The organism is Streptomyces sp. NPDC058326 (assembly GCF_042879855.1).
Classification (GTDB): Bacteria; Actinomycetota; Actinomycetes; order Streptomycetales; family Streptomycetaceae; genus Streptomyces.
This window is the reverse complement of record NZ_JBHVZO010000004.1, coordinates 222658-235474: the sequence shown is the minus strand read 5'-3', so window position 1 is coordinate 235474 and position 12817 is coordinate 222658. Positions and strand designations below refer to the sequence as shown.

Sequence of the window (12817 nt, the reverse complement as noted above, 5' to 3'; positions counted from 1 at the left end):
TCCGCTCGTCGGGCCGGTCGCTCGGTTCCGCCCGTCGGGCCGGGTGCTCGGGTCAGGGCCGTTGTCAGGGGCGCTCACGTCGGATTCGTCGTGTCGGGGCGTCGGCGTCAGGGCCGCCGCGTCACGGGCTCGTCGGTTCGTAAGGTCATCCGTGCGGTCATCCGTCCTGGGCTGTCGGCGGTTCCATGAGTTCGGCTCTCATCGCCGCGCGCAGGCGGAGTGTGGACACCAGGCGCTGGAAGGCCTCGGACCAGTAGCCGCCCGCGCCGGGGGAGGCGTGCTCCGTCTCGTCCGGCCGGGTCGTCAGGGATTCCAGCCGCAGCGCCGCCTCCGGGGCCAGGCAGCGCTCCGCGAGACCCATCACCCCGCTGAAGCTCCACGGGTAACTGCCCGCGTCGCGCGCGCTGTCGAGGGCGTCGATCACCGCCCCGCCGAGCGGCTCCGCCCAAGGAACCTCGCAGACGCCGAGCAGCTGGAACGCCTCTGACAGACCGTGCGCCGCGACGAACGAGGCGACCCAGAGCGCCCGTTCCGCCGGGGCCAGCGTCGACAGGAGCTGGGCCCGCTCGGCCAGCGAGGAGGTGCCGGGGCCCGTCGCGGGTGGGGTCGCCGGGGAGCCGAGGAGCGCGCGCGACCAGGCGGCGTCCCGCTGCCGCACGGCCGCACGGCACCAGGCCGCGTGCAGTTCGTCCTGCCACTCGTCGGCGACCGGGAGGGCCACGATCTCCTCCGGGCCGCGTCCCCCGAACCGGGGCGGCCAGCAGGACAGCGGAGCGGATTCGACGAGCTGGCCCAGCCACCAGGACCGCTCGCCCCGGCCCGCCGGAGGCGTCGCGGTGAGACCGTCCCGCTGCATGGCCGCGTCACACTCGTGCGGGGCCTCCACGACGATCGTCGGCGTCCGCGCCGTCCGGTCGAGACCGACGCAGGAGACCGCCCGGCCCGCCATCCGGCCCGCGAGAGCCGAGGCGGGCAGGGCGGACAGCAGCTCGGCGGCGGTGGCCCGGACGTTACGGCTGCGGTCGCCGAGGGCCGCCTCGAGGAACTCCTCGTCCGCGCCGGAGAGTCCGGTACGCAGCGAGTCCAGGAACATCAGCCGGTCCTCCGCACGCTCGGCGGACCAGGTGGACGCGAGGAGGGAGAGTCCGGCCGCCGGGTCCTCCGTCCGTACGGCGACGAGCAGGGCGACCCGCTCGGCGAACAGGCCCTCGTCCCACAGGGCCCTCACGCCCTCCCGGTCGTCGAGGGCCGGCAGGGAGCCGCCGGCGCCCGCACCGCGGAGGGCGAACCTCCACTCGGGATTGAGCCGGGCCAGCCACAGGCCGCGCGGTCCGGCCAGACGCAGGGCCTGGGGCCGCAGATCGGTGCGGGCACGCGCCGCGTCGAGCAGGGCGGGCAGGGCGGCGGCGGGCGCCTTGTACCCGAGCTCATTGGCGAGTGCCAGCCACTGCGGGAGCAGTTCGGCGAGGTCGGGGGCCGCCCCGCGACGCCCCGCCGGCGAGGGTGCGGTCCGGCCGGCGAGCAGCTGGCCGAGCCGCCGCCCGGCCGCCTCGGGCAGGGGTCCGCGCGGGTCCTCGGGAGCGGGCTCCGGCGGCGCCGCGGCGGGCCCGGGACGCAGCCCCGCCCTGCGCCGTACGGTGAGCAGCGCGGCGGCGTCGAGCAGGGCGCCCGGCAGGTCCCGGCCGCCCGCCCCGGCGAGCGCGGCGGGCGGCCGTCGGTCCGTACCGAGCAGCGCCGAGGTGACCAGGTCCTCCCAGACGCCGTCCTCCCCGGCGCCCTCGCCGACGGTGGGAACGGGCGCGGTGGGGCTCGTCGTGTCCTTCTCCATCGGTCCTCCGGGAGGGTTGTGGGCCGTGGGCGGGGTCATATGAGCGGGACCGTCTCTCCCGGGACCTCCGGGGACCAGGCGGCGAGCGGGGTGAAACCCCGGTGCCCGCACTCCCCGAAGACCGTGACCGGCGCGCCGCCCGACAGAGCGACGAGGCGCCAGAGCCCGGGCCGGGACTGGGCGGCGGGCGTCAGCGGCAGGGCCTCGCGGCCGTTCGCGTCGGCGAGCTGCCAGCCGTACTCCGCGCGCGCGGGGACGACCCCGCTCAGCGTCACGGGCCAGGAGTCCAGCCAGGGGTCCTGGGTCAGCGCGCGGCCGTACGCGTCGAGAGCGTCGCCCACCGGGCCGCCCGGCGGCGGGGCGGCCGGGACGGCGACCGGGACGAACTCCCCGCCCGGCTCCGCCCGCAGCTGACCGGAGCCCCCGTGCGGAGTGATCTCGCCTTCGAGCACCGCGCCCACGGGGAGCGCGAGGAGGGGGGCCCGGCCGGCCGCTCCGAAGGAGAGCAGCAGCGCCGTGCGCCCGCTCGTCGTGCCGTGCAGCCAGATGCGACGGGTGGTCAGCCGCGCGTCGGCCGCGTCGTACTGGGCGAGGACAAGCCAGTGGTCGCGCACCGGGGCACCGTCGACCGGGGCGGTGAGGCCCACCCGGGTCCGTACGGTCGTCGCGAACGGAGCGGGCAGCCGGTCGGCCGCCAGCCAGGCACGGTCGAGGAGGTGGGTCAGCGCGCACTCCTCAAGAAGCCGCACGGGCCAGCCGGGCCCCGAGCCCGGTATCGACGCCAACTCCCTGACTCTTCCCGCGAGTCCGGGCGCCTGGGCGTCGACCATGCGGGCCGCAGTCTCCTCCCACAGCCCGTACCCCGGCTGCTCGGCCGCCGCGAGACCGCCGCGCAGCAGGTCGGCGAGCCGCTGCTCCAACTCCTGGGCGCCCGAGGTGATCCGGGCGGCTCTCCGCTCGGCCCTCCGGCGCGCCGCCTCGGGGTCCCCCGGACCTTCGGGGGCGCCGTCCCCGGTCCGCCCGGCGGTGCTCCCGGCGCGCCCGCGCCGTGCCTTCAGCCAGGGCCCGGCCCAGTCGGGCGCGGCCGACTCCTCGAACCCCGCCCCGTCCGACGCGTGGAGCAGCAGCAGGCCGAGGGCGTGCTTGCACGGGAACTTACGGCTGGGGCAGGTGCACGTGTACGCCGGCCCCGTGGTGTCGACCACCGTCCGGTACGGCGAGCTGCCGCTGCCCTTGCACTCGCCCCAGACGGCGCCTTCGCCGCAGCCCGTGCCGGACCACGGCCCGGCCGTGCCGAGCCTGCTTCCCGCTCTGCGCGACGCGTCGTCAGGAGCCAGTGCCAGCACCTGCTCGGACGTGAAGCGCACCCCCATGGCATTCATGTCACCGACGGTAGATGCCGCCACTGACAACGCCGTTGGCCTGGGCGTTCGGGCATGACAGATGAGCAGGAGGCAATTTGACTTTACCCTCCCTTTACGATTCCCTGCCCGGACCAATCGATCCGCACCACGCGTCCAGGGGGAACCCCATGAAGCGCACTGTCCGCACCGCCGTCTCGGCCTTCGCCGTCGCCGGCCTCGCCCTCGGCCTCGGCGCCTGCTCGGAGGCCGCGGAGAAGGCCGTCGACCAGGTCGACAAGTCGGTGACCGAGTCCTACGAAGTCACCTACGAGGTCACGGGCACGGGCATCGAGTCCATCGACTACCACGCCGGTGACGGCACCGCGATGGAACCGAAGGTCGAGTCGGAGAAGAAGCCGACCACGCCGTGGAAGAAGACGGTGAAGCTCCGGGGCATCATGCCGCCGGCCGTCATGCCGGTCTCCCTCACCCCCGCCGACCTCACCTGCAAGGTGATCTACCAGGGCAAGGTCATCAAGGAGGCCAAGGCCGAGCAGGCGATGGCCGGCGGCTGCGTCGCCGTCTCCCCGGTCGTGGGCTGACCTCGGCCACTCCCGCGGCCGCGCGGGGCTGACCTCGGCCACTCCCGTGGCCACGCGGGGCTGACCTCGGCCACTCCCGTGGCCGCGCGGGGCTGACCCTGTCCGCTCCCGTGGCCGCGCGGGACCCCCGGCCGCTCCCGTGGCCGTACCCGGGTGAGCTGCCCCCCTCACCCCACCAACCGCCCCTGACCAGCGGCGACATCCGATTGTCAGTGGCATGGTGCACGGTGGATCACACAGCAGGTCGAACGATCTGGAGGGGGATCCATGCCCGTGCCCGAAACCATCGCGCAGCCCGGTTCCGGTGTCGAGACGGACACCGGACAGGTGCGGCCGCAGCCTGCGACCGAGGTCCTGCGGCCGCACGCCGAGCACGCCTTCGCCGGCGAACTCGCCGCGCTGCGCGCGGCCGACGACCGGCCCCGCCCCGCCCGCTGGCGCCTCTCGCCGTGGGCCGTCGCCACCTACCTCCTCGGCGGCACCCTCCCCGACGGGACGGTGATCACACCCAAGTACGTGGGACCGCGCCGCATCGTGGAAGTCGCCGTCACCACCCTCGCCACCGACCGGGCGCTGCTGCTTCTCGGCGTGCCAGGCACCGCCAAGACCTGGGTCTCCGAGCACCTCGCCGCCGCCGTCAGCGGCGACTCCACCCTTCTCGTCCAGGGCACCGCCGGCACCCCCGAGGAGGCCGTCAGATATGGCTGGAACTACGCCCGGCTCCTCGCCCACGGCCCCAGCCGGGACGCCCTCGTGCCCAGCCCCGTCATGCGGGCGATGGCACAGGGCCTGACCGCCCGCGTGGAAGAGCTCACCCGCATCCCCGCGGACGTCCAGGACACGCTCATCACGATCCTGTCCGAGAAGACCCTCCCCGTCCCCGAACTGGGCGAGGAGGTGCAGGCCGTCCCCGGTTTCAACCTGATCGCCACGGCCAACGACCGCGACCGCGGCGTCAACGAACTCTCCAGCGCGCTGCGCCGCCGCTTCAACACGGTGGTCCTGCCCCTGCCCGCGACCCCCGAGGCGGAGGTCGACATCGTCGCCCGCCGCGTCGAGCAGCTCGGGCGCTCCCTGGAACTGCCGGCCGGCCCCGAAGGAGTCGACGAGATCCGACGGGTCGTCACCGTCTTCCGTGAGCTGCGCGACGGGGTCACCACCGACGGGCGGACGAGGGTCAAGTCCCCCTCGGGGACCCTCTCCACCGCCGAGGCCATCTCCGTCGTCACGGGCGGCCTCGCCCTCGCCGCCCACTTCGGCGACGGCGTCCTGCGCCCCTCCGACATCGCGGCCGGCATCCTCGGCGCGGTCGTCCGTGACCCGGCGGCCGACCGGGTCGTCTGGCAGGAGTACCTGGAGACGGTGGTCAGAGAGCGGGACGGCTGGAAGGACTTCTACCGTGCCTGCCGCGAGGTGAGCGTATGACGCCCCCCACCACCGCCCGGGGCGGCGGCGGGCCGCTCCTGCTCGGGGTGCGGCACCACGGGCCCGGGTCGGCGCGTGGAGTGCGGGCCGCCCTGGAGGCCGAGCAGCCCGCCGCGGTCCTCGTCGAGGGTCCCGCCGAGGCCGACGCCCTCGTCGCGCTCGCCGGGGATCCCGGCATGCGGCCGCCGGTCGCGCTGCTCGCCCACGCCGTGGACGACCCCGGGCGGGCCGCGTTCTGGCCGATGGCCGCGTTCTCACCCGAGTGGGTGGCGATCCGCTGGGCCCTCGACCGGGGCGCCGCCGTCCGGTTCATCGACCTGCCCGCCGCCCACACCCTCGCCGCCTCCGACCCCACCTGGGACGACAGCGAGGACGAGGTCTCCGGAAGCGGCCGGCGGATCGACCCGGTCGCCGAACTCGCCGGGGCGGCGGGGGCCACCGGACCCGAGGACGCCGAGCGCTGGTGGGAGGACGTCGTCGAACTGCGCGGCGACGGCGGCCCCACCGCGCCCTTCGAGGCCCTCGCCGAGGCCATGGGCGCACTCCGCGAGGCGTACGGGCACGGTGGACACCCCCGCGACCTCGTCCGCGAGGCCCACATGCGGATCCAGCTCCGCGCCGCCCGCAAGGAGTTCGGCGACGCCGTCGCCGTCGTCTGCGGCGCCTGGCACGTCCCCGCCCTCACCCGCAGGACCACCGTCGCCGCCGACCGGGCCCTGCTCAAGGGCCTGCCCAAGGTCAAGACCGAGATGACCTGGGTCCCCTGGACCCACCGCAGGCTCGCCCGCCGCTCGGGGTACGGCGCCGGGATCGACTCGCCCGGCTGGTACGCACACCTCTTCGCGGCCCCCGACCGGCCCGTCGAGCGCTGGATGACCAAGGTCGCCGGACTCCTCAGGGCCGAGGACCACCCCGTCTCCTCCGCCCATGTCATCGAGGCCGTCCGGCTCGCCGAGACCCTCGCCGCCCTGCGCGGCCGGCCGCTGCCAGGCCTCGACGAGACGACCGACGCCGTCCGCGCCGTCCTGTGCGAGGGCTCCGACGTGCCGCTCGGCCTCGTCAGGGACCGCCTCGTCGTCGGCGACGTCCTCGGCGAGGTCCCGGCCGATGCCCCCGCCGTACCCCTCCAGCGGGATCTGGCCCGCCGTCGGCGCACCCTGCGCCTCAAGCCCGAGGCCACCGAGCGCGACCTCGAACTCGACCTCCGCAAGGAGATGGACGGCGACCGCAGCCGGCTGCTGCACCGGCTGAGGCTCCTGGGCGTCCACTGGGGCGAACCGGCCACCGGACGCGCCGGCACCGGCACCTTCCGGGAGACCTGGCGGCTGCGCTGGGAGCCCGAGCAGCACGTCCAGGTCGCCGAGGCCGGCGTGTGGGGCACCACCGTCGAGGCCGCCGCCACCGCCAGGGCACGCTCCCGCGCCGCGTCGGCGACCGCCCTCGGTGACATCACCGCCCTCGCCGAGCAGTGCCTGCTCGCCGGGCTCGCCGACGCGCTCCCCGCCGTGATGCGGGCGCTCGCCGACCGGGCGGCACTCGACACCGACGTCGCCCACCTCGCCCAGGCCCTTCCGGCCCTCGCCCGCTCCCTGCGCTACGGCGATGTCCGGGGCACCGGCACGGAGGCCCTCGCCGAGGTCGCCGCCGGCCTCGCCGAGCGCATCTGCGTCGGCCTGCCGCCCGCCTGCGCCGGGCTCGACACCGATGCGGCGACCGCCATGCGCGAGCGGATCGACGAGGTCCACCATGCCGTCGGCCTGCTGCCGGGTGCGGACGGTCTGACCGAGCGCTGGGCGGGCGTCCTGCACCGGCTCGCCGACCGCGACCGGATCCCGGGCATCCTCAGGGGCCGGGCCGCCCGGCTCCTCCTCGACGAGGGCCGGATCGCCGACGGGGAGGCCGCCCTGCTCATGAGCCGTGCCCTCTCGCCCGGAGCCCCGCCGCCCGACGCCGCCGCCTGGATCGACGGCTTCGTCGGCGGGGCCTCCGGCGGCGGACTGCTCCTCGTCCACGACGAGCGGCTCCTGGGCCTGGTCGACGCCTGGCTCACGAGCGTTCCGGCCGAGGCGTTCACCGGTGTGCTGCCGCTGCTGCGCCGCACCTTCTCCGCGTACGAGCCCGGCGTGCGCCGCACCCTCGGCGAGCTGGTCGCCCGCGGCCCCGGGACCCGAGGCCCGAGGCACGCCGCGGCGGGGGTCCCCGGCTTCGCCGCCACGCCCGACCGGGAGCGGGCGGACGCCGTGCTGCCCCTCCTTCACCTCGTCCTCGGCACGGAGGTCATGGCATGAGCACCGCCACCAGCACCAGCGCCGTCACCGCCATCAGCACCGCCACCAGCGCCACCTGCGCCAGCACCGTCACCGGCGCAGGCGCCCGTACCGGCGCCGACACCGGCACCCGGGCCGACGTCGGCACCCGGGCCGACACCAACCCCCGCGCCCGCGCGGGAAACGCGAATGACGAGCGGCTGCGCCGCTGGCGGCTCGTTCTGGGGGGCGGGGAAGCCGACGGCACCGGCCGGGCGCTCACCGGCACCGACGCCGCCATGGACGGAGCCCTCGGCGCGCTCTACGGGAGCAAGAGCCAGGGCGAGCGCGCCGGGCGGGACCGTTCGGCCGGGCTCGGTGCTTCGGCGCCCTCCGTCGTCCGCTGGCTCGGCGACATCCGGACGTACTTCCCCAGCTCCGTCGTGCAGGTCATGCAGCGCGACGCGATCGACCGCCTCGGCCTCGCCACCCTCCTCCTGGAGCCGGAGATGCTGGAGGCCGTCGAGCCGGACGTCCACCTGGTCGGCACCCTGCTCTCCCTCCACAAGGCCATGCCCGAGACGACGAGGGAGACGGCGCGGGCCGTCGTCCGCAAGGTCGTCGACGACCTGGAGAAGCGCCTCGCCGCCCGCACCCGCGCCACACTGACCGGCGCCCTCGACCGCTCCGCCCGGATCAGCCGGCCCCGCCACCGGGACATCGACTGGGACCGCACCATCCGCGCCAACCTCCAGAACTACGTGCCCGAGCACCGCACGGTCGTCCCCGAGCGGCTCATCGGCCACGGGCGGGCCTCCCGGGGGATACGGAAGGAGGTGGTGCTCTGCGTCGACCAGTCCGGCTCCATGGCCGCCTCCGTCGTCCACGCCTCGGTCTTCGGTGCGGTGCTCGCCTCCATGCGGTCGATCGCCACCCGGCTCGTCGTCTTCGACACGGCCGTCGTGGACCTCACCGACCGGGTCGACGACCCCGTCGACGTCCTGTTCGGCACCCAGCTCGGCGGCGGCACCGACATCAACCGCGCCCTCGCCCACTGCCAGGCGAGGATCACCCGTCCGGCCGACACCGTCGTCGTCCTCATCAGTGATCTCTACGAGGGGGGGATCCGTGACGAGATGCTGAAGCGGGTCGCGGCGATGAAGGCCTCCGGCGTCCAGTTCGTCACCCTGCTCGCCCTCTCCGACGAGGGCGCCCCGGCCTACGACCGCGACCACGCGGCGGCGCTCGCCGCGATCGGGGTTCCGGCCTTCGCCTGCACCCCCGACCTGTTCCCGGAGGTCATGGCGGCCGCCCTGGAGAAGCGCCCCCTGCCGATACCCACCGACTGACGTGCGGCCGCGTGCGCGGCCGACGCCGGAGGTGCGGAATTCGTCGTCGCGGGACCCCCGCACGGGTGTCCGTGACCCCACTGAGGCCCATATCACACCGGTGCGGGAATGCCCCTCACTCACTTTCCCGGCGCGTCGTGAGGGGCCGGGAAGCCAAGCCCCGCCTACGGCGAACACCGCACGTCCCCACCCTTCGCCCCCTACGGACGGCCTGTCGGCCCCTACGGTCTGTGACCCGTATCACCGCTCTGGTGTGACCTGCGATTTAGGGACCCACGTGCCTCGGCGATAACCTGCGAGACGGACATGCCGCGTCCACGGACACCGTGAACGCCTCCCTTGTGACAGTGCAGTCACGTTGCCCTTCGCGGCACGCCCACGCAGACAACGAACCGCGATCATCAGAAAAGGGACGGACGCGCGTGGACCTGTTCGAGTACCAGGCGAGGGACCTCTTCGCCAAGCACGGTGTACCGGTGCTGGCCGGTGAAGTCATCGACACGCCTGAGGCGGCGCGCGAGGCCACCGAGCGTCTTGGCGGCAAGTCGGTCGTCAAGGCGCAGGTGAAGGTCGGTGGCCGAGGCAAGGCCGGCGGCGTCAAGCTGGCCGCCACCCCCGACGAGGCCGTCGCCCGCGCGACGGACATCCTCGGGATGGACATCAAGGGCCACACGGTCCACAAGGTGATGATCGCGGAGACCGCTCCGGAAATCCTCGAGGAGTACTACGTCTCGTACCTCCTCGACCGCACCAACCGCACCTTCCTCGCCATGGCGTCCGTCGCCGGTGGCATGGACATCGAGGAGGTCGCCGCGACGACCCCCGAGAAGCTGGCGAAGGTGCCCGTCGACTCCAACACCGGTGTCGACATCGAGAAGGCCCGCGAGATCGTGGCCCTGGCGCAGTTCCCGGCCGAGGTGGCCGAGAAGGTCGCCGAGGTCCTCGTGACCCTGTGGAAGACCTTCGTCGCCGAGGACGCGCTCCTCGTCGAGGTTAACCCGCTGGCCAAGGTCGCCTCCGGCGACATCCTCGCGCTGGACGGAAAGGTGTCTCTCGACGAGAACGCCGACTTCCGTCAGCCCGAGCACGAGGCGCTCGAGGACAAGGCCGCAGCCAACCCGCTCGAGGCTGCCGCCAAGGCCAAGAACCTCAACTACGTCAAGCTCGAGGGCGAGGTCGGCATCATCGGTAACGGTGCCGGTCTGGTCATGTCGACCCTGGACGTCGTCGCGTACGCCGGTGAGAACCACGGCGGCGTGAAGCCGGCCAACTTCCTCGACATCGGTGGCGGCGCCTCCGCCGAGGTCATGGCGAACGGCCTGGAGATCATTCTGGGCGACCCGGACGTCAAGTCCGTGTTCGTCAACGTCTTCGGTGGCATCACCGCCTGTGACGAGGTCGCCAACGGCATCGTCCAGGCCCTGGAGCTCCTCGCCTCCAAGGGCGAAGAGGTCACCAAGCCGCTGGTCGTGCGCCTCGACGGCAACAACGCGGAGCTGGGTCGCAAGATCCTGTCGGACGCGAACCACCCGCTCGTGCAGCGTGTGGACACCATGGACGGCGCGGCCGACAAGGCCGCCGAGCTCGCGGCTGCGAAGTAAGGGACGAGGTCAGAACACCATGGCTATCTTCCTGACCAAGGACAGCAAGGTCATCGTCCAGGGCATGACCGGTGCCACGGGCATGAAGCACACCAAGCTCATGCTGGGTGACGGCACCAACATCGTCGGTGGCGTGAACCCGCGCAAGGCCGGCACGTCCGTCGACTTCGACGGCACCGAGGTCCCGGTCTTCGGCTCCGTCGCCGAGGCGATGAAGGAGACCGGCGCCAACGTCTCGGTCCTCTTCGTCCCGCCGGCCTTCGCGAAGGCCGCCGTGGTCGAGGCGATCGACGCCGAGATCCCGCTGGCCGTCGTCATCACCGAGGGCATCGCCGTCCACGACTCCGCCGCCTTCTGGGCGTACGCGCAGGCGAAGGGCAACAAGACCCGCATCATCGGCCCGAACTGCCCCGGTCTCATCACCCCGGGCCAGTCCAACGCCGGCATCATCCCGGGCGACATCACGAAGCCGGGCCGCATCGGCCTGGTCTCGAAGTCCGGCACGCTGACGTACCAGATGATGTACGAGCTCCGTGACATCGGCTTCTCGTCCGCCGTCGGCATCGGTGGCGACCCGGTCATCGGCACCACGCACATCGACGCCCTCGCGGCGTTCGAGGCGGACCCCGACACCGACCTGATCGTCATGATCGGCGAGATCGGCGGCGACGCCGAGGAGCGTGCGGCCGACTTCATCAAGGCCAACGTCACCAAGCCGGTCGTCGGCTACGTCGCGGGCTTCACCGCGCCCGAGGGCAAGACCATGGGCCACGCCGGCGCCATCGTCTCCGGCTCCTCCGGCACCGCCCAGGCGAAGAAGGAGGCCCTTGAGGCCGCGGGCGTCAAGGTCGGCAAGACGCCGACCGAGACGGCCAAGCTGGCACGCGCCATCCTCGCGGGCTGAACGGGCTGACACGCACAGCAGCCTGACAGGCAGTACGTGAGAGGGCCCCGCCCCTCCCGGGAGACCGGGTGGAGCGGGGCCCTCTCACGTACGGGCGGGCCGTGTCGCCTGCGGCGGGTCCCTCCCGGGGCTACTCGGCCGCCGGGATCAGCCGCTCGGGGCCCGGGTTCGGCTGGGAGCGGAGCTGGTCGCGGAGCTCCAGGTCCTCCGGGCGGAGCTTCTCCGGGCCGCCGCGCACCGGCACCCCGTTGACGGTCTCGCCGGGGGCGTTCACCGGGATGTACCGGGTCGGCGCGGTCGCCGCCGTGAAGCCCGTCACGCCGATGAGGACCGCCGTCACCCCGAGGACCGCGCGCGTCCATGTACGGGCGAGCCGCTCGCTGCCCGTACGGACCACGCGGGCCGCCGGGAGGGTCGCCGTAGGCGCCTCCGTGACCAGCGCGGCCATCCGCCGGTGCAGGGCCTCCGGCTCCGCGAGCTCGGGGATCCGCTGCCCGAGGACCGTCCGGGCGTGCAGCAGCCGGTTGGCGGCGGCCGGGGTGCTCGCCTCGGTCTCGGCCGCCGTCTCCGGCAGGTCGAGGCCGAGCCCCTCGTAGAGCAGGACGGTACGGCGGTACGGCGGCGGCAGTTCGAGGAGCGCCGTCAGCAGCGCCCTGCGGTTCGCCTCGGTCGGCGGGGCGTCGGGGTGCTTGTGCGCCCGGCGCAGCCGGTGCCAGGGGGACAGGGCGTACTCGTACGCCGTCGCCCGCACCCAGCCGACCGGGTCCGCGTCGACGGCGACCTCGGGCCAGTGCTGCCAGGCGTGGTGGAAGGCGTACTCGACGGCCTCGCGGGAGAGCCGCCGGCGGCCGGTCAGCAAGTACGTCTGGTGGACGAGACCGGGCGCGGCGTGGGCGTAGAGCGCGTCGAAGGCCTCCTCCGGGGTGAGCTCCGGAACGGGGGGCGGCGGCGCCGGCTCAGGGGCCGGGGCCGGTGCCTCCGCCACCACCGGTTTCAGGCGCTCCTGCGGCCTGGGTGTGCCCTTGCGCGCGGAGCCCGGGGCGACGGCCGGGGAGGGGGAGGGGCCTCGTGGCGGCTTGGCGGCCCGCTTGGCAGCGGCCTTGGGCCGGACGTTGGCGGAGACGGACGCGGAGCCCTCGCGCCTCGGCGGTGCGGGGGTCTCCGGTTCCGGTGGCGCGGACCCCGTCGGCCGTTCGGGTGAGGGAGCGGCGCCGTCCGGCTCGTACGAGCCGAGCAGCTTCGCGTACGCCTCGCGCTTGCGGCCCCGTGGCGCCGAGCGCCCGGTCTCCCACGACTTGACCGTGGCCTTCGTGACGCCCATGGCCTCGGCGACCTGCTCCTCGCTCAGCGCGAGGGCCTCACGCAACCTGCGCCGCTCCTTCGGGGTCGGCAGGGTGACGGAGGGTGCGGAATCCGCTGTGCTCCGGCTCATCGGTGTCGACCTCCCGCAGAGCTGCTCTGGGCGGAAAAGTACATAAAACGTATATTGAGCGACACAGCGGAGGTTTGCCTGTTACGC

Annotated in this window: 9 protein-coding genes; 6 read left to right on the top strand and 3 right to left on the bottom strand. The window is 74.0% G+C overall.

Annotated elements, in window-relative coordinates; translation table 11 throughout:
• Positions 1 to 157: 157 nt before the first annotated feature.
• Positions 158 to 1828: a DUF5691 domain-containing protein gene (locus tag ACFVYX_RS09725; RefSeq protein ID WP_389680818.1), complete on the bottom strand. Its 1671-nt coding sequence runs from the start codon at positions 1826 to 1828 to the stop codon at positions 158 to 160.
• A 35-nt stretch (positions 1829 to 1863) separates the two neighbouring features.
• Complete coding sequence (locus tag ACFVYX_RS09720; protein ID WP_389680817.1) at positions 1864 to 3210, bottom strand: SWIM zinc finger family protein; 1347 nt, start codon at positions 3208 to 3210, stop codon at positions 1864 to 1866.
• Positions 3211 to 3359: 149 nt separating this feature from the next.
• Here ACFVYX_RS09720 and ACFVYX_RS09715 point away from each other — a divergent pair, with 149 nt between their 5' ends.
• The 6 genes from ACFVYX_RS09715 to sucD all read left to right on the top strand — a co-directional run bounded on the left by ACFVYX_RS09715 (position 3360) and on the right by sucD (position 11298).
• Positions 3360 to 3773, top strand: a complete 414-nt coding sequence (locus tag ACFVYX_RS09715; RefSeq protein ID WP_389680816.1) for a hypothetical protein — start codon at positions 3360 to 3362, stop codon at positions 3771 to 3773.
• 267 nt (positions 3774 to 4040) lie between these two features.
• A complete protein-coding gene (locus ACFVYX_RS09710) occupies positions 4041 to 5198 on the top strand; it encodes an AAA family ATPase (protein WP_389680815.1) in 1158 nt (385 codons plus the stop codon).
• Positions 5195 to 7486 carry a DUF5682 family protein gene (locus tag ACFVYX_RS09705; RefSeq protein WP_389680814.1) on the top strand — a complete coding sequence of 764 codons (2292 nt, stop codon included), beginning with the start codon at positions 5195 to 5197 and terminating at the stop codon, positions 7484 to 7486. The genes ACFVYX_RS09710 and ACFVYX_RS09705 overlap by 4 nt, the downstream gene beginning before the upstream one ends.
• Positions 7483 to 8793, top strand: coding sequence for a VWA domain-containing protein (locus ACFVYX_RS09700; RefSeq protein WP_389680813.1), 1311 nt, complete (start codon positions 7483 to 7485; stop codon positions 8791 to 8793). Before ACFVYX_RS09705 ends, ACFVYX_RS09700 begins: the two co-directional genes overlap by 4 nt.
• A gap of 422 nt (positions 8794 to 9215) precedes the next feature.
• Positions 9216 to 10394, top strand: a complete 1179-nt coding sequence (gene sucC / locus ACFVYX_RS09695; RefSeq protein WP_389680812.1) for an ADP-forming succinate--CoA ligase subunit beta — start codon at positions 9216 to 9218, stop codon at positions 10392 to 10394.
• Between the two features lie 19 nt (positions 10395 to 10413).
• On the top strand, positions 10414 to 11298 hold the full coding sequence (gene sucD, locus ACFVYX_RS09690) for a succinate--CoA ligase subunit alpha (protein ID WP_189832909.1): 885 nt from the start codon (positions 10414 to 10416) through the stop codon (positions 11296 to 11298).
• 130 nt (positions 11299 to 11428) lie between these two features.
• Here sucD and ACFVYX_RS09685 read toward each other — a convergent pair whose 3' ends face one another.
• Positions 11429 to 12730, bottom strand: coding sequence for a sigma factor-like helix-turn-helix DNA-binding protein (locus ACFVYX_RS09685; protein ID WP_389680811.1), 1302 nt, complete (start codon positions 12728 to 12730; stop codon positions 11429 to 11431).
• Positions 12731 to 12817: the final 87 nt, after the last annotated feature.